The 23,226-nt window shown below is 55.0% G+C and carries 15 protein-coding genes and 1 pseudogene; 12 read left to right on the top strand and 4 right to left on the bottom strand.

All coding sequences use genetic code 11. The annotated features are described in order from the left end of the window. The first annotated feature begins 6 nt into the window (after window positions 1-6). Entirely contained in the window at window positions 7-1,347 is a 1,341-nt protein-coding gene (gene gntU, locus AAH450_RS15035) for a gluconate transporter (protein ID WP_342910920.1), read from the top strand. Window positions 1,348-1,382: 35 nt separating this feature from the next. Here the strand turns inward: gntU and AAH450_RS15030 are convergent, their stop codons facing one another. Next, the gene (locus tag AAH450_RS15030; RefSeq protein ID WP_342910919.1) at window positions 1,383-1,976 is read right to left on the bottom strand and encodes a YhgN family NAAT transporter; all 594 of its coding nucleotides are present in this window, start codon (window positions 1,974-1,976) and stop codon (window positions 1,383-1,385) included. Between the two features lie 189 nt (window positions 1,977-2,165). Between AAH450_RS15030 and asd the strand changes: the two genes are divergently transcribed. The 6 genes from asd to glgP all read left to right on the top strand — a co-directional run bounded on the left by asd (window position 2,166) and on the right by glgP (window position 13,148). After that, window positions 2,166-3,275, top strand: coding sequence for an aspartate-semialdehyde dehydrogenase (gene asd, locus AAH450_RS15025; protein ID WP_342910918.1), 1,110 nt, complete (start codon window positions 2,166-2,168; stop codon window positions 3,273-3,275). A gap of 422 nt (window positions 3,276-3,697) precedes the next feature. Further along, a complete protein-coding gene (gene glgB / locus AAH450_RS15020) occupies window positions 3,698-5,884 on the top strand; it encodes a 1,4-alpha-glucan branching enzyme (protein WP_342910917.1) in 2,187 nt (728 codons plus the stop codon). Then, window positions 5,881-7,866: a glycogen debranching protein GlgX gene (gene glgX, locus AAH450_RS15015; protein WP_342910916.1), complete on the top strand. Its 1,986-nt coding sequence runs from the start codon at window positions 5,881-5,883 to the stop codon at window positions 7,864-7,866. The genes glgB and glgX overlap by 4 nt, the downstream gene beginning before the upstream one ends. A gap of 12 nt (window positions 7,867-7,878) precedes the next feature. Then, window positions 7,879-9,165, top strand: a complete 1,287-nt coding sequence (gene glgC / locus AAH450_RS15010) for a glucose-1-phosphate adenylyltransferase (protein ID WP_342910915.1) — start codon at window positions 7,879-7,881, stop codon at window positions 9,163-9,165. An 82-nt stretch (window positions 9,166-9,247) separates the two neighbouring features. Continuing rightward, the gene (glgA, locus tag AAH450_RS15005; protein WP_342910914.1) at window positions 9,248-10,681 is read left to right on the top strand and encodes a glycogen synthase GlgA; all 1,434 of its coding nucleotides are present in this window, start codon (window positions 9,248-9,250) and stop codon (window positions 10,679-10,681) included. A 19-nt stretch (window positions 10,682-10,700) separates the two neighbouring features. Continuing rightward, entirely contained in the window at window positions 10,701-13,148 is a 2,448-nt protein-coding gene (gene glgP, locus AAH450_RS15000; protein WP_342910913.1) for a glycogen phosphorylase, read from the top strand. A 184-nt stretch (window positions 13,149-13,332) separates the two neighbouring features. Here glgP and glpD read toward each other — a convergent pair whose 3' ends face one another. Then, on the bottom strand, window positions 13,333-14,841 hold the full coding sequence (gene glpD / locus AAH450_RS14995) for a glycerol-3-phosphate dehydrogenase (RefSeq protein WP_342910912.1): 1,509 nt from the start codon (window positions 14,839-14,841) through the stop codon (window positions 13,333-13,335). 227 nt (window positions 14,842-15,068) lie between these two features. Here glpD and glpE point away from each other — a divergent pair, with 227 nt between their 5' ends. The 5 genes and pseudogenes from glpE to malQ all read left to right on the top strand — a co-directional run. Continuing rightward, the gene (gene glpE / locus AAH450_RS14990; protein ID WP_342910911.1) at window positions 15,069-15,398 is read left to right on the top strand and encodes a thiosulfate sulfurtransferase GlpE; all 330 of its coding nucleotides are present in this window, start codon (window positions 15,069-15,071) and stop codon (window positions 15,396-15,398) included. Between the two features lie 68 nt (window positions 15,399-15,466). After that, complete coding sequence (gene glpG / locus AAH450_RS14985) at window positions 15,467-16,285, top strand: rhomboid family intramembrane serine protease GlpG (protein WP_342911249.1); 819 nt, start codon at window positions 15,467-15,469, stop codon at window positions 16,283-16,285. Between the two features lie 37 nt (window positions 16,286-16,322). Then, on the top strand, window positions 16,323-17,081 hold the full coding sequence (locus AAH450_RS14980) for a DeoR/GlpR family transcriptional regulator (protein WP_342910910.1): 759 nt from the start codon (window positions 16,323-16,325) through the stop codon (window positions 17,079-17,081). Between the two features lie 185 nt (window positions 17,082-17,266). Next, window positions 17,267-19,666 (top strand): maltodextrin phosphorylase, encoded by a 2,400-nt coding sequence (malP, locus tag AAH450_RS14975; RefSeq protein ID WP_342910909.1) that lies wholly within the window; start codon window positions 17,267-17,269, stop codon window positions 19,664-19,666. 9 nt (window positions 19,667-19,675) lie between these two features. Next, window positions 19,676-21,763, top strand: a pseudogene (gene malQ, locus AAH450_RS14970) (4-alpha-glucanotransferase); the annotation flags it as partial. Window positions 21,764-21,907: 144 nt separating this feature from the next. Here malQ and nfuA read toward each other — a convergent pair. Together nfuA and gntX are read right to left on the bottom strand one after the other, a co-directional pair. After that, the gene (gene nfuA, locus AAH450_RS14965) at window positions 21,908-22,483 is read right to left on the bottom strand and encodes a Fe-S biogenesis protein NfuA (RefSeq protein ID WP_342910908.1); all 576 of its coding nucleotides are present in this window, start codon (window positions 22,481-22,483) and stop codon (window positions 21,908-21,910) included. Between the two features lie 58 nt (window positions 22,484-22,541). After that, window positions 22,542-23,225 carry a DNA utilization protein GntX gene (gntX, locus tag AAH450_RS14960; RefSeq protein WP_342910907.1) on the bottom strand — a complete coding sequence of 228 codons (684 nt, stop codon included), beginning with the start codon at window positions 23,223-23,225 and terminating at the stop codon, window positions 22,542-22,544. Between the last annotated feature and the right edge of the window lies 1 nt (window position 23,226).

Here is a 23,226-nt window from a genome sequence, read left to right as displayed (position 1 = left end):
GATGTAATGGCTACTGCAACACTGGTTTTAACGGCAGCAGGTTCCGTGTTACTGCTGCTGTTCCTGGTGATGAAAGCGCGTATGCACGCTTTCGTTGCCCTGATGTTAGTCTCCGTCGGTGCCGGGATCTTCTCCGGCATGCCCCTCGATAAAATTGCAGACACCATGCAAAAAGGCATGGGTGGTACGCTGGGTTTCCTCGCCATTGTGGTGGCGCTGGGCGCCATGTTCGGCAAAATCCTGCATGAAACCGGGGCGGTCGATCAGATCGCCATTAAGATGCTGAAGACCTTTGGCGAGAGCCGCGCGCACTATGCGATGGGCATCGCCGGGTTAATCTGCGCCCTGCCTCTGTTCTTTGAGGTGGCGATAGTGCTGCTGATCAGCATTGCCTTTGCCGTGGCTCGCCGCACGCACGACAACCTGGTTAAGCTGGTGATCCCCCTGTTTGCCGGGGTTGCCGCCTCTGCTGCCTTTCTGCTGCCCGGACCGGCGCCGATGCTGCTGGCGTCTCAGATGCATGTCGATTTTGGCTGGATGATCCTGCTGGGCCTCTGTGCGGCCATCCCCAGTATGCTGATTGCCGGTCCGCTGTTCGGCAACTTTATCAGCCGCCATGTGGAATTTACGCTGCCAACGGAAGAGTCGCATCCCGACTTTGATGAGAGCAAGCTGCCTTCATTTGGCTTCAGCCTGTCGCTGATCCTGTTCCCGCTGGTGCTGGTAGGCCTGAAAACAATCGGCGCGCGCTTTACCGAACCGGGCACCACGCTCTATCAGTGGCTGGAATTTATCGGCCATCCGTTTATTGCCATTCTGCTTGCCTGTCTGGTCGCAATGTATGGCCTGGCTTACCGTCAGGGCATGGATAAAGAGCGCGTGATGCAGATTTGCGGCAGCGCGTTGCAGCCTGCGGGTATTATCCTGCTGGTCATCGGGGCTGGTGGCGTGTTTAAGCAGGTACTTGTGGATTCAGGCGTGGGGCCGGCGCTGGGTAACGCATTGACCGGTGCCGGCCTGCCGGTTGCGCTGGCCTGCTTTATTCTGGCGGGCGCGGTACGCATCATTCAGGGATCGGCCACCGTGGCCTGCCTGACGGCGGTTGGCCTGATTATGCCGGTAATTGAACCGCTGCATTACTCAGGCGCCCAGATGGCGGCGCTTTCTCTCTGTATTGCCGGCGGGTCTGTTATTTTCAGCCACGTTAACGACGCAGGATTCTGGCTGTTTGGCCGCTTCACCGGTGCAACCGAAGCGCAAACGCTGAAAACCTGGACGATAATGGAAACCCTGCTGGGCACTGTGGGCGCTATTGTCGGAATGATCGCTTTCGAACTGTTATCCTGACCCCTGAAGGGGCGCGGTATCGCGCCCCTCTCTCACTAAATTTTCAGATAGGCGCGGATCCCGTCCAGGAACATCTGAGTCGCCAGCATAATCAGTATCAATCCCATCAGACGCTCCAGCGCATTTACCCCTTTCTCCCCCAGCAGACGTAAAAAAAGCCCTGAGAGCAGCAGGATCACTACCGTCGCTCCCCAGGCAATCAGCAACGCGCCCACTAAATGGCCCATCTGGTCAGGATACTGATGGGAAAGCAGCATCAGTGTCGCCAGCAAAGAGGGGCCAGCCACCAGCGGGATCGCCAGCGGCACCAGAAACGGCTCTTCTCCGGCAGGAAGCCCGGTGCTGTTACTTTCATGGGAGGGGAAAATCATCTTAATTGCGATCAGAAACAGAATGATGCCGCCGGAAATCGACACGGTTTCCGTTCGCAGATTTAAAAAGATGAGGATTTTTTCCCCGGCAAACAGAAACAGCAGCATGATAGCCAGCGCAATAAGCATCTCGCGCATTAATACGCGGCGTCGACGTTTTGGCTCCAGATGCTTCAAAACCGACATAAAAATCGGCAAATTGCCCAGCGGATCCATAATAAGCAACAATAATATTGTCGCGGAGATCATTTCTGTCATTGCATTACTTCCCAGATTCGTTCCGATCGCTGCACGTTATAAGCAGCATTGCTAAAAAAATGCTGCTAATCGATTTAATTCACTTGCCACTTTTCCAGCATTTTGTAAGGTGTTAACAGATCTCTTTCTTATCACTCTAACAGTTCAGGCGTGTGTGTCGTCCCCGGCAGCGCCTTCAGCAGGTGCAACATGAAATCAGTAGGACTTATCGGTTGGCGCGGCATGGTTGGCTCCGTTCTTATGCAGCGTATGGTGGAAGAACGGGACTTTGATGTCATTCGCCCGGTCTTTTTCTCCACTTCTCAGCACGGCCAGGCGGCCCCTGAATTTGGCGGCCACTCTGCCGGAACCTTGCAGGATGCCTTTAATATCGAGGCGCTGAAGGCGCTGGATATCATCATTACCTGCCAGGGCGGCGATTATACCACTGAAATCTATCCAAAACTGCGGGCAGCTGGCTGGCAGGGGTACTGGATTGATGCGGCTTCCACCCTGCGTATGCAGGATGACGCGCTGATTATTCTCGATCCGGTTAACCACCACGTTATTCAGCAGGGGCTGGATAAAGGCATTAAAACCTTTGCAGGCGGCAACTGTACGGTGAGCCTGATGCTGATGTCGTTAGGCGGCCTCTTCAGCAATAATCTGGTGGAGTGGGCTTCTGTGGCAACCTATCAGGCTGCTTCCGGCGGCGGCGCGCGACATATGCGTGAGCTGCTGACGCAGATGGGCATGCTGCACGACCACGTGGCGAAAGAGTTGCAGGATCCGGCTTCTGCTATCCTGGATATTGAACGCAAGGTCACTGAGATGGGCCGTAGCGGCGTGTTGCCAACCGACAACTTTGGCGTGCCGCTGGCTGGCAGCCTGATCCCCTGGATCGACAAGCAGCTTGAAAACGGTCAGAGCCGTGAAGAGTGGAAAGGGCAGGCGGAAACCAACAAAATTCTGCAACCTGCGGCCACCATTCCGGTTGATGGTCTCTGCGTCCGTGTCGGCGCGCTGCGTTGCCACAGCCAGGCCTTTACGCTGAAGCTGAAAAAAGATGTGCCGCTGAAAGAAGTGGAGCAGCTGCTGGCTGCACATAACGACTGGGTGCACGTGGTGCCGAACGATCGCGAACTGACTATGCGCGAGCTGACGCCTGCTGCGGTGACCGGCACGCTGAAAACCCCGGTTGGACGCCTGCGTAAGCTCAACATGGGGCCGGAGTATCTTTCAGCCTTTACCGTTGGCGACCAGCTGTTGTGGGGCGCGGCCGAACCGCTGCGTCGTATGTTGCGTCTGCTGGTGGGCTAACCCCCGGTCTTTTCTGTCTCTGCCCCTGACTCTCCAGCTTCAGGGGTTTTTCCTTTTTACTTTCCAGACGTTACCAAAAAGCGTCTGGTTCTGTTCATAATTTCTTCAATCTCCACGTTCACCCTGACCAATCTCTGAAAGTTTGATCTGAAAAGCATATTTTTGTGATTTCGGTGCAGGCTTTAGCCGCGCCCTGGCTATGCTTAAAAACATTACCGAAAAAAACTGGCCGAAACGGATAACACGATACGGCCTGAAGCGTCTTACATTATCTGATGAAGTTGTCGCACGCTGCGGCGGTTTTCGCACTGGATGGCCACCATTCCCGTCAGCGTGCTTTTGGCTCAATGAAGAGCAGTGCATTTCTCATCGTCCGTCAGCGGGATGGGAGATCGCCTGCCATACATCACGGGAAGACAGTCATGTCCGAGCTTACGGATCGTCGGCATATTAACGAATTGATTTCCGGCCATTACGCCGACCCTTTTTCACTCCTTGGTATGCACCAGACCAGTCAGGGTCTGGAAGTCCGGGCGCTGCTGCCCGATGCCACGGAAGTATGGGTGATTGAAACCAATACCGGGCGTAAATGCGCTCAGCTTGAGTGCATCGATTCACGCGGATTTTTTCATGGGGTGATCCCAAGACGTAAAAATCCTTTCCGGTATCAGCTGGCTGTTACCTGGCATGGTGAGCAGAACCTGATTGATGATGCCTACCGCTTTGGCCCGTTGCTGGCTGAAATGGACAGCTGGCTGCTGGCTGAAGGCACCCACCTGCGTCCCTATGAAACCATGGGCGCCCATGCGGATGTGATTGATGGAGTGATCGGCACCCGCTTTTCCGTCTGGGCACCAAATGCCCAGCGCGTTTCAGTGGTAGGAAGCTTTAACTTCTGGGATGGCCGTCGTCATCCGATGCGTTTCCGCCGTGAAATTGGCGTCTGGGAGCTGTTTGTGCCTGGTGCGGTGCCTGGCCATCTCTATAAGTTCGAGATCATTGACCTGCATGGCAATTTGCGCCTGAAGGCCGATCCCTACGCCTTCGAGGCGCAGATGCGTCCCGACAGCGCCTCCGTGATCTGCGGTATCCCGCCTAAAATGGAGATACCAGAAGCGCGGCAGAGAGCCAACGATTTTGATGCGCCTATCTCGATCTATGAGGTTCATCTCGGCTCCTGGCGTCGCCATACCGATAATAATTTCTGGCTGAGTTACAAGGAGCTGGCGGAGCAGCTGGTGCCCTACGCTAAAGAGATGGGCTTTACCCACCTTGAGCTGATGCCGATCAATGAACACCCGTTTGACGGAAGCTGGGGCTATCAGCCTACCGGCATGTATGCACCAACCCGACGTTTCGGTACCCGCGATGAGTTCCGCAATTTCATTGCGGCAGCGCATGAGGCGGGGCTTAACGTACTGCTCGACTGGGTACCGGGGCATTTCCCTTCTGATGACTTTAGCCTGGCAAAATTTGATGGCACCGAGTTGTATGAGCACGGTGACCCGCGTGAAGGTTATCACCAGGACTGGAATACGCTGATTTATAACTTTGGCCGCCGTGAAGTAAGTAATTACCTTGCTGGCAACGCGCTCTACTGGATTGAACGGTTTGGCATTGACGGACTGCGTGTGGATGCCGTGGCCTCGATGATTTACCGCGACTACAGCCGTGCAGAGGGCGAATGGGTGCCTAATCACCTGGGCGGCAGAGAGAATCTGGAGGCGATCGCCTTCCTGCGTTACACCAACCGTACCCTGGGGGCCAATGCACCAGGCTCGGTCACTATTGCAGAGGAGTCTACCGACTTCCCTGGCGTCTCCAGGCCGCCTGAAACCGGTGGGTTAGGTTTCTGGTACAAGTGGAACCTGGGCTGGATGCACGACACCCTTGATTATATGAAGCTCGATCCGGTGTACCGCAAGCATCACCACAACAACCTGACCTTCGGGATGCTCTACAACTCCACCGAAAACTTTGTGCTGCCGCTCTCTCACGATGAAGTGGTACACGGCAAGCGTTCGATTCTGGACCGCATGCCTGGCGATGCCTGGCAAAAGTTCGCCAACCTGCGTGCCTATTACGGCTGGATGTTTGGCTTCCCAGGTAAAAAGCTGCTGTTTATGGGCTGTGAGTTTGCGCAGGGCAGAGAGTGGGATCATGACAGCAGCCTGGACTGGCATCTGCTGGAGGGGGAAGACAACTGGCATAACGGCGTACAGCGCCTGGTGCGCGACCTGAACCACACCTACAGAGCCAATCCTGCGCTTTATCAGCTCGACTTCGACACGATGGGCTTTGAGTGGCTGGTGGTTGATGACTTTGAAAACTCAGTCTTTGTCTTTGTCCGTCGCGATCGTGAAGGCAACGAAATGATGGTGGTCAGCAACTTTACGCCTGTGCTACGTGAGAACTACCGGTTTGGCGTAACGGGCGCAGGCAGCTGGAAAGAGGTGCTGAACACCGACTCAGAACATTATCACGGCAGTAACGCCGGTAATCTGGGAACGATTCACAGCGAAGCGCACTCCAGCCATAACCGTGAGCATTCGGTCAGCATTACGCTGCCGCCGTTATCTACCCTGTGGTTGGTAAGGGAAGCCTCATGAGTCAACTGCTTCCTGGTAAACCCACGCCTGCCGGCGCAGTGTATGACGGCAAAGGCGTGAACTTTACCCTGTTTTCTCAGCATGCCGGGCGAGTTGAACTCTGCCTGTTTGATGAACAGGGACAGGAAGCACGTATGGATCTACCGGGCCGTACCGGCGATATCTGGCACGGCTATCTGGCTGCTATTAAACCCGGCCAGCGTTACGGTTATCGGGTACATGGCCCGTGGCAGCCCGAGGCAGGGCACTGCTTCAACCCCAATAAATTGCTGGTCGATCCCTGTGCCCGTCAGGTAGAAGGCGAAGTCACTGACGACCCGCGTTTTCTGGGTGGGGAAGCAGAGATGAACACCCTCGACAGCGCGCCGGTTGCCCCGAAAAGCGTGGTGCTGGCAGACGATTTCGACTGGGAAGATGACGCCTTTCCGCGCGTACCCTGGGGGGCAACGGTAATTTATGAGGCGCATGTCCGTGGGCTGACAAAGCGTCATCCCGCTATTCCCCCGGAAATCCGGGGAACCTATGCGGCGCTGGGCCATCCGGTGATGATCGACTATTTCAAACGGCTTGGCATCACCAGCCTGGAACTGTTGCCGGTGGCCTGTTTTGCCCATGAGCCGCGTCTGCTTCGCCAGGGCCTGACTAATTACTGGGGATATAACCCGCTCGCTCCCTGTGCGCTGGATACGCGCTATGCTTCAGGTGTAGACGGCCTGCCTGCCCGCAATGAGTTCCAGCGGGCGGTTAAGGCTCTGCATGCGGCGGGAATCGAGGTGATCCTTGATGTGGTATTTAATCACACCGCCGAGCTGGAAGAGACGGGGCCTCTGCTCTCTATGCGCGGGATTGATAACCAGAGCTACTACTGGCTTGATGGGCGGGGCGGCTATCAGAACTGGACCGGCTGTGGAAACACGCTGAATATCAGCCACCCGGCGGTGATGAACTGGACACTGGACTGTCTGCGCTATTGGGTGGAAGAGTGCCACGTTGATGGGTTCCGCTTTGATCTGGCTACTGTATTGGGCAGAACGCCTGAGTACCGGCGTGATGCGCAGCTGTTTCGCGCCATTGAAGCCTGTCCGATCCTCTCGCAGTGCAAAATGATTGCCGAGCCGTGGGACATCGGCCCGGATGGCTATCAGGTAGGGAATTTCCCTGCGCCCTTTGCTGAATGGAACGACCATTTCCGCGATACCGTCAGGCGCTACTGGTTGTACGGCGATATCTCTAACGGCGATTTTGCCAGAAGATTTGCCGCCTCAAGCGATATTTTTCAGCAGTCGGGACGTCTGCCTGCCGCCAGCATTAATCTGGTCACCGCCCATGACGGGTTTACCCTGCGGGATGTGGTGTGCTTTAACGAAAAACATAATGAAGCCAACGGGGAAGATAACCGTGACGGCAGTAACAACAATTTCAGTCACAACCATGGTGTTGAAGGACTGAAAGCTCCGCTTTTGATTGTGGAACACCGTCGCCGCAGCGTGCACGCGATGCTGACCACATTGCTGTTAGCGCAAGGCACGCCAATGCTGCTGGCCGGTGATGAACACGGACACAGCCAGCATGGCAACAATAACGCCTACTGTCAGGATAACGAGCTGACCTGGCTCGATTGGGAAGAGAATGACAGCGGGTTATTTACCTTTACTGCCGCTTTGATCCACCTGCGCAAGAAGATCCCTGCGCTGCAAGCGGAAAGCTGGTGGCAGGAGGGAGATGGAAACGTAGAGTGGCTGAGCCAGGAAGGTCAGCCGCTTAGCGCGCAGGCGTGGCAGCGGGGCGAGCATCGTCTGCAAATTTTGCTGTCACAAAACTGGTTAATAACCCTGAACGCCACCGAAGAAGTGTGCGACATCAGACTGCCTCAAGGGCGATGGCACGCCATTCCGCCCTTCGCCGGGGATGATAACCCGATCCTTGTAACTGTCTGGCATGGACCAGCCCACGGTGTGTGCGTGTTCCAAAAGCAATCATAACAGGAGTCAGACATGGTCATTGAGAAGAACGATCCCCTGATGCTGGCAAGACAATTGCCGACACAAACTGTAGCCCTGATCCTCGCGGGTGGACGTGGTACCAGGTTAAAAGACCTGACCGCTAAACGCGCAAAACCCGCCGTTCACTTTGGCGGAAAATTTCGCATTATCGATTTTGCGCTGTCGAACTGCCTGAACTCCGGGATCCGTCGGATCGCGGTGATCACGCAGTATCAGTCGCACACGCTGGTGCAGCATATCCAGCGTGGCTGGTCATTTCTGAATGAAGAGATGAATGAGTTTGTTGATTTACTGCCTGCGCAGCAGCGGCTCTCTACCGAGCACTGGTATCGCGGCACGGCGGATGCGGTGACCCAGAATCTGGATATTATTCGCCGCTATCAGGCGAAATATATCGTGATCCTGGCGGGTGACCATATCTATAAAATGGACTATTCCCGGATGCTGCTCGACCACGTTGAAAACGAGGCCAGGTGCACCATCGCCTGCCTGCCAGTGCCTCTCGCTGAGGCGAGTGCGTTTGGCGTAATGGCTGTCAGTGATGAAAACAAAGTGGTGGAATTCCTGGAAAAACCGGCTGAACCGCCGCATATGCCGGGCGACCCTACTCAGGCGCTGGCGAGTATGGGCATTTATGCTTTCACTGCCGACTATCTCTACGAGCTGTTAGAGGAAGATCTTAAAAATCCGGAATCCAATCACGATTTTGGCAAAGATATCCTGCCAAAAGTTGTGGCAACCGGAGAGGCTCTGGCGCACTCCTTCAGTATCTCCTGCGTACAAAACGACGAAACGTCGCCGCCTTACTGGCGCGATGTGGGGACGCTGGAAGCCTACTGGAAAGCCAATCTTGATCTGGCTTCCGTAACGCCAGAGCTGGATATGTATGACCGCGACTGGCCAATCCGCACGCATATGGAGCCGCTACCACCGGCAAAATTTGTCCAGGATCGCTCAGGCAGTCATGGCATGACCATGAATTCACTGGTGTCGGGCGGCTGCATTATTTCCGGCTCGGTGGTGGTGAATTCAGTGCTGTTTTCCCGCGTACGAATTAATTCTTTCTGCAATATCGAGTCTTCTGTTCTCTCGCCGGATGTTGTCGTGGGGCGATCCTGTCGCCTGCGCCGCTGCGTAATCGACCGCGCCTGCGAACTGCCTGAAGGAACGGTAATCGGGGAGAACCCGGATGACGACGCGCGACGCTTTTACCGTTCAGAAGAGGGGATTGTGTTGGTAACACGATCCATGCTGGCCAAATTAGGCTGGCGAAATTAACAAACTATCACCTTATTTGGTTAGTTCAGGCACAGGTATTTGATGCGGAGGACCGCGTCAGCACAAGGTAAAGGAGCCGATAATGCAGGTTTTACATGTCTGTTCAGAAATTTTCCCGCTATTAAAAACTGGCGGGCTTGCTGATGTTGTTGGGGCATTACCGGCGGCGCAAATTGCAGAAGGCATTGATACCAGAGTCCTGCTGCCGGCGTTTCCTGATTTGAAAAAAGGGATCCCCGATACGCAGATCGTGGCAACGCTGCAAACGTTCGCTGGCCCGGTAGATTTGCTCTTTGGACACTACGATGGCGTGGGGATCTATCTGATAGACGCCCCGGAACTCTATGACAGACCAGGCAGCCCCTATCACGATGAGTCGCAGTTCGCTTATACGGATAACTATCTCCGTTTTGCTTTACTGGGCTGGATGGGGTGTGAGCTTGCCTGTGGGGCAGATCCACACTGGCGGCCGGAAGTGGTGCATGCGCATGACTGGCATGCCGGTCTTGCTTGCGCCTATCTGGCGGCAAGAGGAAGGCCAGCAAAATCGGTCTTCACCGTGCATAACCTGGCCTACCAGGGATTGTTCGCTGCGAAACATCTGGAAGAGATTCAGCTTCCGCAGTCGTTTTTCAGCATGTACGGGTTGGAGTTCTTTAACCAGATTTCCTACCTGAAGGCGGGCTTGTTCTATGCCGACCATGTCACGGCAGTAAGCCCAACCTACGCCCGTGAAATCACCCTGCCGGAGTTTGGTTACGGCATGGAAGATTTGCTGCGTCAGCGGCAGCTTGAAGGGTCGCTGACCGGCATACTTAACGGTGTGGATCCCGCTATCTGGGACCCGGAGCACGATCTCCTGCTGAACGCGCGTTACAACCGTGACGTGCTGGATGCCAAAATAGAGAACAAGCGTCAGCTGCAAATTACCATGGGCCTGAAGATTGATGACAAGGTTCCGGTCTTTGCGGTGGTCAGCCGCCTCACCAAGCAGAAAGGCTTGGATCTGGTGCTGGAAGCGCTGCCTGGCCTGCTGGAGCAGGGCGGACAGCTGGTCCTGCTGGGTGCCGGAGATGCGGTACTTCAGCAAGGATTTCTGGCGGCGGCGGCGGAATATCCCGGACAGGTGGGTGTACAGATCGGCTATCACGAGGCCTTCTCACACCGCATTATGGGAGGGGCAGATGTGATTATGGTGCCAAGCCGCTTTGAACCTTGCGGGCTGACGCAGCTGTACGGCCTGAAATATGGCACGCTGCCGCTGGTCAGACGCACCGGTGGTCTGGCAGATACGGTGAACGACAGCTCGCTGGAAAACCTGGCTGACGGCATCGCAAGCGGATTTGTTTTTGAGGACAGCAACGCCTGGTCACTGCTAAGAGCGATCCGGCGTACCTTTGTTCTCTGGTCCCGTCCTTCACTCTGGCGCTATGTTCAGCGTCAGGCGATGGGGATGGATTTTAGCTGGCAGGTGGCGGCCGTGGCCTACCGCGATCTCTATCAACGACTGCTGTAATGGATATGGGACAAATGATATGAAAGCACCTTTCACCTATACCGCACCTACACTCAGTGTTGAGGCGTTGAAACACTCTATCGCCTATAAACTGATGTTTACTATAGGAAAAGACCCTTCCATTGCCAACAAGCATGAGTGGCTTAACGCCACGCTGCTGGCCGTCCGTGACAGGATGGTGGAGCGCTGGCTGCGATCGAACAGGGCGCAGCTTTCTCAGGATGTCCGCCAGGTTTATTATCTGTCGATGGAGTTTCTGGTCGGCAGGACGCTCTCTAACGCGCTGCTGGCGATGGGCATTTATGAAGATGCTCAGGCTGCGCTGGATGAGATGGGCTTTAATCTTGAAGAGCTGATTGAAGAAGAGAGCGATCCGGGATTAGGCAATGGCGGATTAGGGCGACTGGCTGCCTGTTTCCTTGACTCCCTGGCGACTTTAGGTTTGCCGGGACGCGGCTACGGTATTCGCTACGAGTACGGCATGTTCAAGCAGAACATTGTTGACGGCCGCCAGGCGGAGTCGCCGGACTACTGGCTGGAGTATGGTAACCCGTGGGAGTTCCAGCGTTTCAATACCCGCTACAAGGTGCGTTTTGGCGGAAGAATTCAGGTGGAAGGCAGCCGTTCCCGCTGGCTGGAAACGGAAGAAGTGCAGGCGATGGCCTACGACCAGATTATCCCCGGTTTTGATACTGATGCCACCAACACCTTACGGTTGTGGTCGGCGCAGGCCAGTAATGAAATCAATCTGGGTAAATTCAATCAGGGCGACTACTTTGCGGCCGTGGAAGACAAAAACCACTCTGAAAACGTTTCCCGCGTTCTCTATCCGGATGATTCCACCTATTCCGGACGGGAGCTGCGGCTGCGTCAGGAGTATTTCCTGGTCTCCGCCACGGTGCAGGACATTCTGAAGCGTCACTGGATGATGCACCAGACCTACGACAATCTGGGCGACAAAATCGCCATTCACCTCAACGATACCCATCCGGTGCTGGCGATCCCGGAACTGATGCGGCTGCTGATAGACGAGCACAAATTCAGCTGGGACGATGCGTTTGAAGTGACCTGTCAGGTCTTCTCCTACACCAACCATACGCTGATGCAGGAGGCGCTTGAAACCTGGCCGGTGGATATGATTGGCAAAATTTTGCCACGTCATTTGCAGATTATCTTTGATATCAACGACTACTTCCTGAAAACCATCCAGGACTACTATCCGGACGACTGGGATTTACAGTCGCGTATTTCCATCATTGATGAAAATAATGGCCGGAAAATCCGTATGGCCTGGCTGGCGGTCATTGTCAGTCATAAAGTGAATGGCGTCTCTGAACTGCACTCCAATCTGATGGTGCAGTCGCTGTTTGCGGACTTCGCCGCGCTCTTCCCTGGCCGCTTCTGCAACAAGACCAACGGCGTTACCCCTCGCCGCTGGCTGGCGCTGGCTAACCCCTCCTTATCTGGCGTACTGGATGAGGCGATAGGGCGTAACTGGCGTACCGAGTTAGGGCAGCTTGATGAGCTTAAACAGCACATCGATTACCCCAGCTTCCTTGCCCGGATCAGTGAGTCCAAGCTGCACAACAAAAAGCGGCTGGCCGAGTATATCGCGCAGAAAATGGATGTGGTTATCGATCCTAATGCGCTGTTCGATGTCCAGATCAAACGTATTCATGAGTACAAACGTCAGCTGCTCAATGTGCTGCATGTCATCACGCGCTATAACCGCATCAAGGCCGATCCGGAAGCGGACTGGGTGCCGCGCGTCAACATCTTCGCCGGTAAGGCAGCTTCGGCTTACTATATGGCGAAGCACATCATTCAGTTGATCAATGATGTGGCGAATGTGATCAACAACGATCCGCAGGTGAAAAATAAGCTGAAGGTGGTCTTTATCCCCAACTACAGCGTCAGCCTGGCGCAGATCATTATCCCGGCGGCCGATCTCTCTGAACAGATCTCGCTGGCCGGTACTGAAGCTTCCGGCACCAGTAACATGAAGTTTGCCCTGAACGGCGCGCTGACTATCGGCACGCTGGATGGTGCAAATGTCGAGATGCTGGAGCATGTGGGCAAGGAAAATATCTTTATCTTCGGCAATACCACGCCACAGGTAGAGGAGCTGCGCAAGACCGGTTACAGCGCCCATAAATTTTATGAGCAGGACGCCGAGCTGCATCAGGCCCTGACGCAGATTGGCACCGGTGCCTTCAGCCCGCAGGAGCCTGGCCGCTACCGTAATATCTTTGATTCGCTGGTGAATCTGGGTGACCACTATCAGCTGCTGGCAGATTATCGCAGCTATGTGGATACGCAGGACAAGGTAGATGCGCTCTATCGCCATCCGGATGAATGGACGCGCAAAGCGCTGCTGAATATTGCCAATATGGGCTACTTCTCTTCCGACCGAACGATTAAGGAATATGCGGACGAGATTTGGAACATTAAACCGATTCGCCTGTAGCAGGCGGAAAGGAAAAAGGGGGGCGGAAATAAATTCCGCCCCCCTTTTTTACAGCTATTTCAATCTGATAACAGGCTCTCTCCCTGTAGGGGAGCAAGCCCTGGCTGCCGAAGCTTACTGGTTACACCCTGAAGGGAGCATGCTGGCCTGCCAGCATTCACCGGCTTACGGCAGACTCAGACTTTCAGGAAGCCAGCGACAGCGCCGGTTTTTTGCCGTGCTGTGCCAGCCATTCGCCGACGCGGGTGCGCTGCTCATCACTCAGGAAAATACCGTTTTTGGTACGACGCCACAGTGCATCATCCTGCTCGCGTACCCATTCGTTCTCTACCAGGTAACGCAGCTCGGCTTCATAGAAGTGATGGCCGAACAGCTCGCCTAAATCTTCCAGGCTTTTCGCTTCGCTCAGCAGCTTCTCGGTATTGCTGCCGTAGGTGCGGGCGTAATGGCGCGCCATTGACTCAGTAATGAAAGGATAGCGGCGGCGCAGGCTTGCAGCATAATCCTCACGCGTACCGGCAATATCCCCGCCTGGCAGAACGCAGGTTTTGGTCCATGCCGGGCCAGCGTTTGGATAATACTTCGACAGTTTCTCCATCGCGTGTTCCGCCAGCTTACGATAAGTGGTGAGCTTGCCACCAAATACAGAGAGCAGGGGAGCCTGACCATTATCGTCACGCACGTCGAGCGTATAGTCACGGGTGATAGCCTGCGGTGAGTCGGACTCATCATCACACAGCGGACGCACACCAGAGTAGGACCAGACGATATCCTCTTTGCTCAGCGTCTTTTTAAAGTGACCATTGAACACTTTTAACAGGTATTCGGTCTCGTTATCGTCAATATGAACGTTTTTCGGATCGCCTTTATACTCTACGTCGGTGGTGCCGATGATAGAGAACTCATCCATCCACGGGATCACAAAGACAATACGGTTATCTTCGTTCTGTAGAATATAGGCCTGCTTCTCCGTATGTACACGGGGAACCACAATATGGCTGCCTTTGATCAGACGGATACCGTAAGGCGATTTCAGCTTCAGGCCGTCATCAAACAGCTGCTTAACCCACGGGCCGGCGGCGTTCACCAGCCCTTTGGCCTGCCAGGTGAACGTTTTACCGGTATCGATATCTTCCGCTTCCACCGTCCACAGACCATTTTCACGCCAGGCGCGGGTTACTTTAGTGCGGGTACGCACTTCACCGCCGCGCTTTTCAACTTCCTGAGCATTAAGCACAACCAGGCGGGCATCGTCGACCCAGCAGTCAGAATATTCGAAACCGCGCACAATTTCTGGCTTAAGGGCCGAATCTGCGCCAAAACGCAAGCTTTTGCTGCCGGGCAGGCTGGTACGCTTGCCCAGGTGGTCATACATAAACAGACCCACGCGGATCATCCACGCCGGACGCAGATGCGGACGGTGCGGCAGACGGAAGCGCATAGGAAAAGCGATATGAGGCGCCATCTTCAGCAGCACCTCACGCTCGGCCAGCGCTTCGCTGACCAGGCGGAATTCATAATGTTCCAGGTAGCGCAGGCCACCGTGGATCAGCTTTGAGCTGGCAGAAGAGGTAGCGCAGGCCAAATCCTTCGCTTCCAGCATCAGCACAGACAGGCCGCGTCCTGCAGCGTCAGCCGCAATGCCAGCGCCGTTGATACCGCCGCCGATTACGATCAAGTCTTTGGTTTCCACGTCATCTCCTCCGATGTTCGGAATAGTTCTTTAATGTTCGTTTTCGAGCATAATAATAATCGTAAACGCACATTGATGCCAGCGTTAACCGAATAAAAACATTTATGCGTGATGCAGGTAACATAATTAGCCTGAGAAAAGCACATTAGCCTTACAGATTTCTGGGTTATTCCCGGCTTTCTTCGCGTTACAATGGCGAGATACAGCCTGACAATAACGAGGACCCCATGGAACAATTTGAGTGCATTAACGTGCAGCAGGCGCAGGCGCAGTTGAGCGAAAATAATGCGTTGCTGGTGGATATTCGCGACCCGCAAAGTTATGCCGCGGGTCATGCCAGCGGAGCCTTTCATCTCACTAACACCTCCCTGCACAGCTTTATCGAACAGGCTGATCTGACCCGCCCGGTGCTGGTGATGTGTTACCACGGCAACAGCAGTAAAGGCGCGGCGCAGTATTTGCTGACTCAGGGTTTTGACCAGGCTTACAGCATTGATGGCGGCTACGATGCCTGGCGACTGGCGTTCCCGCAGCAGGTTGATGCCGCTTCGCTTTAACTGTACCCGTTGAAGCAGTGCGGTATACTGTTCTTTCGTTTTGATAACAGAGACTTTCGACGGCGATGATGCGCATCACTGAATTCTCCAACCCCCGCATGGCGCAAGCCTTTGTGGACTATATGGCTACCCGCGGCATCCGGCTTCGCGTGGAGCATGACAACCACTATACGGTTTGGCTGGATGATGATTCGAAAGTCAATCTGGTCGAAAACGAACTTAACCAGTTTATCCGTGAACCTAACCACCCACGCTATCAGGCGGCCAGCTGGCACTCCGGCACTACCAACTCCGGTATCCATTATCAAGGCTCCTCACTGCTGGCGAATATTCGGCAGCGGGCCGGGCCGCTGACGCTCTCGGTGATGGTAGTGTGCATCGCAATTTTTATCCTGATGCAGCTGCTGGGCGACGGCACGGTAATGAGCTGGCTGGCGTGGCCGGAACAGGATCAGCATTTCCAGCTCTGGCGTTGGTTTACCCATGCGTTTCTGCACTTCTCTCTTTTGCATATCACCTTTAACCTGCTCTGGTGGTGGTATCTCGGCGGGGTAATCGAGAAACGACTTGGCAGCGGCAAGCTGTTTGTGATCCTGCTGATCTCTGCGCTGCTCAGCGGCTGGATGCAGGCTAAGTTCAGCGGCGTGCTGTTTGGCGGCTTATCCGGCGCGGTCTATGCGCTGATGGGATACGCCTGGCTGAGAGGGGAAAGAGACCCCGAGAGCGGCATATTCCTTGAACGTGGGCTGATGGCCTTTGCGGTAGTCTGGCTCATCGTGGGCTATATGGGCTGGTTTGGCCTCTCTATCGCCAATGCGGCGCACGTTACCGGTCTGCTGGTTGGGCTGGCTATGGCCTTTGTCGATACCCGGCACATCAGATCCTAGCGCAACAATTTGCAGGGATACCGTACAGGAGAGTTATGTGAAGCAAACGCAACGTCATGACGCCATTATCGAACTGGTGCGTCGTCAGGGATATGTCAGCACGGAAGAGCTGGTGGATCATTTTACCGTCAGTCCACAGACTATTCGTCGGGATCTGAATGACCTGGCAGAACAGAATAAAATACAGCGTCATCACGGCGGTGCGGCTCTGCCATCCAGCTCTGAAAATACCGCATGGCAGGATCGTAAAATGATGTGGTCGGCGGAAAAGGCGCGTATTGCCCAGCGTGTTGCCAGCCAGATCCCGGACGGGGCTTCGCTGTTTATTGATATCGGCACCACGCCTGAAGCGGTAGCCCATGCTCTGTTAAACCACAGTAATCTGCGGGTGGTGACTAACAACCTCAACGTTGCCATGCTGCTGATGGCAAAGCCTGACTTCAGCCTGATTGTGGCGGGTGGCGAGGTCAGAACCCGCGACGGCGGCATTATGGGGGAAGCAACGCTGGACTATATCTCCCAGTTCCGCCTGGACTTTGGCATCCTGGGTATCAGCGGTATCGATATGGATGGCTCGCTGCTGGACTTTGACTATCACGAAGTCAGAACCAAGCGCGCCATTATCGAAAACTCACGCTGCGTGATGCTGGTGGCGGACCATTCAAAATTTGGCCGTAATGCGATGGTGAATCTGGGCAATATGAGCCTGATCGATTATCTCTTTACCGATGAGACGCCGCCCCCTGGCGTCATGAAAACCATCGAAGAGCATGAAGTTCATCTGGAGCTGTGCTGACCACATTCTGAGGCAGGCGGCAAGGATGCCGCGCGCGTTTCCGCTTAATCATTTCCTCACATTCTCTTTATTATCATCCTCATCTTCGCTTTATCTTCATCTGCGGTGAGCATTTTTTTCTGTTCCGGTCTTAACTGTAAGAGTCACCGTCATTTACACGTTGTCTCTGCCAGAAAGGAAGTGGTATGCCCCAACAGAAATTCAGTCAGGCACGTTTTGACGCGGCACTGACGCGTCAGTGGCAGCATCTTGGTCTCTCTTCAGCCAGTGAAATGACACAGCAACAATGGTGGCAGGCGCTCAGCGGAGCGTTAGCCGAAATGATGGCAGCACTGCCAGAGGTAAAGCCTGCAAAGAAGCAGCGCCACGTGAATTACATCTCAATGGAGTTCTTAATCGGCAGGCTGACCGGCAATAATCTGCTGAACCTGGGCTGGTATGACGAGGTGAAGGCGAGCCTTGCTCAACACCAGTGCGATCTGAGTGAACTGCTTGAGGAAGAGGTGGACCCTGCTCTCGGCAACGGGGGATTAGGACGCCTTGCAGCCTGCTATCTCGATTCAATGGCCACCGTCGGACAGTCTGCAACCGGCTATGGCCTGAATTATCAGTACGGCTTATTTCGCCAGTCTTTTGAAGAGGGCCAGCAGCATGAAGCGCCCGACGAGTGGCACCGCGACCGCTATCCCTGGTTCCGGCACAATGCTGCGCTGGATGTGAACGTCAGCTTCGGAGGGAAAATGGTGAAAAACGGGGGTGGCTCCCGCTGGGAACCCGCGTTTACCCTGCGTGGTGAAGCCTGGGATTTACCCGTTACGGGCTACCGTAATGGCGTCATCCAGCCGCTGCGCCTCTGGCAGGCCAGGCACGCCCATCCCTTCGATTTGACTAAATTCAACAACGGCAAATTCCTGAAAGCGGAACAGCAGGGCATTGAGGCGGAAAAGCTCACCAAAGTGCTTTACCCCAACGATAATCATCAGGCGGGGAAACAGCTGCGCCTGATGCAGCAATATTTCCAGTGCGCCTGCTCGGTGGCCGATATTCTGCGAAGACACCATCTTGCCGGACGCTCTGTCAGCGAACTGCCAGAGTATGAGGTCATCCAGCTGAACGATACGCATCCTACGCTCGCCATCCCGGAGATGCTGCGTATTCTGCTGGATGAGCACCAGCTGAGCTGGGAGGAAGCCTGGGCAATCACCAGCAAAACCTTTGCTTATACCAACCATACCTTGATGCCGGAAGCGCTTGAGTGCTGGGACCAGCGGCTTTTCCGCAAGCTGTTGCCCCGTCATTTTATGATTGTGAATGAGATCAATCAGCGCTTTAAAAAGCTGGTCGATCGGCACTGGCCGGGCGAAGAGGCGAAATGGGAAAAGCTGGCCGTGCTCTACAACCATCAGGTGCGCATGGCGAACCTCTGTGTGGTCAGCGGCTTTGCGGTCAACGGCGTGGCGGCGCTTCATTCCGATCTGGTAGTAAAGGATCTGTTTCCGGAATATCACCAGCTCTGGCCCGCGAAGTTCCACAATGTTACCAACGGCATCACGCCACGCCGCTGGCTGAAACAGTGTAATCCTGCCCTCTCCGCGCTGATTGACAACACGTTAAAGGTGGAGTGGGTAAACAATCTGGAGGCGCTGAAAGGGCTTGAGCCATTTGCGGATAATGAAGCCTTTCGCCAGCAATACCGGCAAATAAAGCAGGATAACAAGCTGCGTCTCGCCAGCTACATCAGGCATCTCACCGGCATTGTGGTTAACCCGGATGCGTTGTTTGATGTGCAGATCAAACGGCTGCATGAATACAAACGCCAGCATCTGGGGCTGTTGCATATCCTGCACTGTTATAAAGAGCTTCGCGAAAATCCGGAAAAAGAGCGGGTGCCGCGCGTGTTCTTGTTTGGCGCAAAAGCCGCACCCGGCTACTACCTGGCGAAAAACATCATCTATGCCATCAATAAAGTGGCTGAAAAGATCAACAACGATCCGCTGGTGGGCGACAGGCTGAAAGTGGTGTTCATTCCTGATTACCGCATTACGGCGGCGGAGCTGATGATCCCTGCTGCGGATCTCTCTGAACAGATTTCCACGGCAGGCTATGAGGCTTCCGGCACGGGCAACATGAAACTGGCTCTGAACGGGGCGTTAACCATCGGCACGATGGATGGCGCGAATGTTGAAATTGCCGAACAGGTAGGTGAAGAGAACATTTTTATTTTTGGTCACTCGGTTTACGACGTGAAAGCGCTAAAGGCTGGCGATTATTCGCCGCAGAAGGTGCGTAAAAAGGATAAACACCTTAACGGCCTGCTGAAAGAGCTGGAAAAAGGGTTCTTCAGCGGCGGGGATAAGCATGCGTTCGATCTGATGCTTACCAGCCTGGGCAAAGGTGGCGATCCCTGGCTGGTGCTGGCGGATTTTGCCAGCTATATCGAGGCGCAGCAGAGGGTTGAAGCCCTGTGGCGTGACCAGCAAGCCTGGACGCGCGCCGCTATCCTCAATACGGCGCGCACCGGCGTTTTCAGTTCCGATCGTTCAGTTCGGGATTACCAGCAGCGTATCTGGCAGGCAAAACGATAAGGAGAGCCGATGGAGAGCAAAAAATTTGAGCAGGCGGCAGCGGCAGCGGGCATCGCCACTAAGTACATTAATGCCAGGGGTGAACCGGAAGAGATTGCGGCTGAAATCCGGCAGCGGCTGCTGGCGGCCATGTCAGATCAGCGTAGTGCAAAGCCCGGTCCGGTTCCTTTATGCAAAGTGTTCGTCCGCAAACGTTCCTTACAGCTTGATGTGGCAGGAAAGGGGGAATTTCAGTGGCTGCTGAGGCTGGAAAAGGGTCAGGAGTACAGGGGAACAGTCAGCGGAGGCGATGCGATAAAGCTGCCGGCAAATCTGGCCTTTGGTTATCACCAGCTGGAGCTTGAGCAGGGCAAAAAACAGTGGCAATGCAGGGTTATCGTGGCGCCTGCACGGTGTTACGAGCCTGAAGCGCTGCTGGAAGGAAAAAAGCTGTGGGGAGCCTGTGTGCAGCTTTATACCGTGCGCTCGGAGCAGAACTGGGGCATGGGCGATTTTGGCGACCTGAAACGGATGCTGACCGAAGTCGCGAGCCGCGGCGGGGCGTTTATCGGGCTGAACCCCATCCATTCGCTCTATCCAGCCAGTCCGGAAAATGCCAGCCCTTACAGCCCCTCCTCCCGACGCTGGCTTAACGTGCTCTATATTGATGTGGCTGGCGTCCCCGATTTTCAGCAGGGAAAGGCGGCACAACGCTGGTGGCAGCAGAAAAACACGCAAAAATCACTGTCCAGGGCCAGGGAAGCGGAGTGGGTCGATTATAGCCGGGTGGCGGAGCTGAAAATCAACGGGCTGCGCCACGCCTGGCAGCACTTTTCTCAGCGTAAGAGTGACGATCCTGACCGCATCCACTTTGAAGATTTTATCACCGAGGGCGGCAGCAGCCTTTACTGGCAGGCGGCTTATGATGCGCTGCATGGCACTATGGTGGCCGATAACCCGGAGCGCTGGGGCTGGCCGGTCTGGCCGAAATCCTTGCAGGATGCGCATTCAGAACAGGTGAAGCAGTTTTGCCAGCAGGAAGAGCAGGAAGTGCGCTTCTGGCTCTGGCTACAATGGCTGGCAAACCGGCAGTTTGATGAGTGCTGGCAGGTAAGCCAGCAGCAGGGTATGCCGATAGGTCTCTATCGCGACCTGGCGGTTGGCGTGGCGGAAGGAGGAGCGGAAACCTGGTGCGACCGGGAGCTTTATTGCCTGAAGGCTTCAGTGGGTGCCCCCCCGGATATTCTCGGCCCGCTGGGGCAAAACTGGGGGCTTCCGCCAATGGATCCTCACGTTATGACCGCCAGGGGCTACCAGCCCTTTATCGATCTTGTCCGCGCAAACATGGCCAGCTGTGGGGCACTGCGCATCGATCACGTTATGTCGATGCTGCGGCTATGGTGGATCCCTTACGGGGAGACCGCCAACTTTGGCGCTTATGTCTATTATCCGGTTGAAGATCTGCTGGCCATTCTGGCGCTGGAGAGCCAGCGTAACCAGTGCATGGTGATAGGTGAGGATCTGGGCACTGTGCCAAAAGAGATCGTTGCGCTGTTGCGTAACAGCGGCATCTACTCGTGGAAAGTGCTCTATTTCGAGCAGGAGGGAATGGACAGCTACCGCGCTCCTGCGAAGTGGCCGCGGCAGTCAATGGCCAGCGCCACCACGCACGATCTGCCAACATTGCGGGGATTCTGGAACGCCGGAGATTTACAGCTGGGCGAGCGGTTAGGCTTATACCCGGATAAAACCGTGTTACACAGCCTTTATCAGGATCGCGCCAGGCAGAAACAGGCTCTGCTGAAAGCACTGCATCAGTATGGTTGCCTGTCAGCGAGCAGCGGTAAAAAGGCCAGCGTAATGAAAATGACGCCGGAGCTGAACCGCGGTATGCAGCGGTTTATTGCTGACAGCAGCAGTGCCCTGCTGGGCTTGCAGCCGGAGGACTGGCTGGATATGGAGAAGCCGGTTAACGTGCCGGGTACCACAGATGAGTATCCCAACTGGCGCAGAAAACTGAGTATGACGCTGGAAGCGATGTTTGCCGAGCCGCGTATCAACCGGTTGCTTAAGGATCTCAACCGCCGAAGGAAAGCGGGTAAGAAATCAGGCACGGCAAATCAGCAACTGGCGCAGACGAGTGAGCCGGTTAAGAAAACCGTAAAGGCAGGGCAGTCAAGGGTGAAACAGGAAGATAAAGCAGGGAAGTCGCGGAGCCGGTAACGCAAACAACGGGCAGAGGGATCTGCCCGTTGAACCAGCTTAGTAGAAGGAGTGTTCACCGCGCTGATGCTCAGTCAGGTCGCGCACGCCTTTCAGCTCCGGAAACGCTGCCAGCAGCTCTTTCTCAATGCCTTCTTTCAGCGTCACGTCGACCATAGAACAGCCGTTACAGCCGCCGCCAAATTGCAGAATGGCATAGCCTTCGTCAGTGATCTCCATCAGCGACACTTTACCGCCGTGGCTGGCCAGCTGTGGGTTAATGGTGGCCTGAAGCTGATACTCCACGCGCTCAACCAGCGGGGCGTCGTCATTTACCTTACGCATTTTGGCGTTCGGTGCCTTCAGCGTCAGCTGCGAACCCAGGTTATCGGTAACGAAATCAATTTCCGCATCTTCCAGATAGGGGGCGCTCAGCTCATCCACATAGGCAGAGAGTTTTTCAAACTTCAGTTCAGTATCTGTGGCTTCAACCGCATCAGGCGGGCAGTAAGAGACGCCACATTCAGCCGTAGGCGTACCCGGATTGATAACGAATACGCGAATTTGTGTGCCATCTTCCTGTTTCGACAGCAGTTTTGCGAAATGCTCTTGCGCAGAATCAGTAATTAGGATCATGGCGATTGCTCAATAGTTAAGACAATTAATCGAATATATTACGCCCATCACCGACGCTCTACAAGGTTCGGCACAGGCTCCATATCTCTACGCTGGCGGCACCTGCATCCAGCAAAATGCGGCTGATTTCTTCCACGGTGCTGCCGGTGGTGACCACATCATCCAGTAAAGCGATATGCAGCCCTTTTACGGCAATTTCAACCCTGAACGCTCCACGCAGATTCTTTCTTCTGGCGGTAGCCAGCAGCAGATGCTGAATCCGGGTCTTTCTCCGCCGGGAAACGCCAGCCGGAGAGTAGCGGCACTGCAACCAGTGTGCGAGCTGTCGGGCTACCTCATCCATCTGATTATAGCCCCGTTGCCACGCACGCGTTTTATGCAAGGGTACACAGAGCAACAGGTCTGGTCTGCGCAGGTTGTGCTCCCTGCGGGCTGCTAACCAGCTTAGCAAGAGCAGCCTGGCCAGCATGGCTGAAAGTGCGGTGGCCCGAAAAAACTTCAGGCGCTTTACCCAACTGCTGACGGGAGGCCGCCAGTCGCTGACAAAAATCATCTGCTGCCAGCGGGGCGGTTTTTTCAGGCAGGCACCGCATGCCTTATCGGCACTGGCCGAGGCTAAACCGCAGCGTGGGCAGCAAACAGGTAACCCAGGAAGATGGCGCAGGCAGAAGCAACAAAGGCCGTGACTGGCCAGCGCCAGCGGCATCTGACATAGCCAACAGGTAGCGGGCATTGGTAGCATA

This window comes from Erwinia magellanica, assembly GCF_039023495.1.
GTDB lineage: Bacteria > Pseudomonadota > Gammaproteobacteria > Enterobacterales > Enterobacteriaceae > Erwinia.
Note: the sequence above shows the minus strand (reverse complement) of the source record. Positions and strands in the feature narration are given on the sequence as shown.

What these genes read in the sequence shown, in the direction of transcription:
- gntU (WP_342910920.1), top strand. Translation starts at nt 7, where the DNA reads ATGGCTACTGCAACACTGGTTTTAACGGCAGCAGGTTCCGTGTTACTG.
- AAH450_RS15030 (WP_342910919.1), bottom strand. Translation starts at nt 1,976, where the DNA reads ATGACAGAAATGATCTCCGCGACAATATTATTGTTGCTTATTATGGAT.
- asd (WP_342910918.1), top strand. Translation starts at nt 2,166, where the DNA reads ATGAAATCAGTAGGACTTATCGGTTGGCGCGGCATGGTTGGCTCCGTT.
- glgB (WP_342910917.1), top strand. Translation starts at nt 3,698, where the DNA reads ATGTCCGAGCTTACGGATCGTCGGCATATTAACGAATTGATTTCCGGC.
- glgX (WP_342910916.1), top strand. Translation starts at nt 5,881, where the DNA reads ATGAGTCAACTGCTTCCTGGTAAACCCACGCCTGCCGGCGCAGTGTAT.
- glgC (WP_342910915.1), top strand. Translation starts at nt 7,879, where the DNA reads ATGGTCATTGAGAAGAACGATCCCCTGATGCTGGCAAGACAATTGCCG.
- glgA (WP_342910914.1), top strand. Translation starts at nt 9,248, where the DNA reads ATGCAGGTTTTACATGTCTGTTCAGAAATTTTCCCGCTATTAAAAACT.
- glgP (WP_342910913.1), top strand. Translation starts at nt 10,701, where the DNA reads ATGAAAGCACCTTTCACCTATACCGCACCTACACTCAGTGTTGAGGCG.
- glpE (WP_342910911.1), top strand. Translation starts at nt 15,069, where the DNA reads ATGGAACAATTTGAGTGCATTAACGTGCAGCAGGCGCAGGCGCAGTTG.
- glpG (WP_342911249.1), top strand. Translation starts at nt 15,467, where the DNA reads ATGCGCATCACTGAATTCTCCAACCCCCGCATGGCGCAAGCCTTTGTG.
- malP (WP_342910909.1), top strand. Translation starts at nt 17,267, where the DNA reads ATGCCCCAACAGAAATTCAGTCAGGCACGTTTTGACGCGGCACTGACG.
- nfuA (WP_342910908.1), bottom strand. Translation starts at nt 22,483, where the DNA reads ATGATCCTAATTACTGATTCTGCGCAAGAGCATTTCGCAAAACTGCTG.
- gntX (WP_342910907.1), bottom strand. Translation starts at nt 23,225, where the DNA reads ATGCTACCAATGCCCGCTACCTGTTGGCTATGTCAGATGCCGCTGGCG.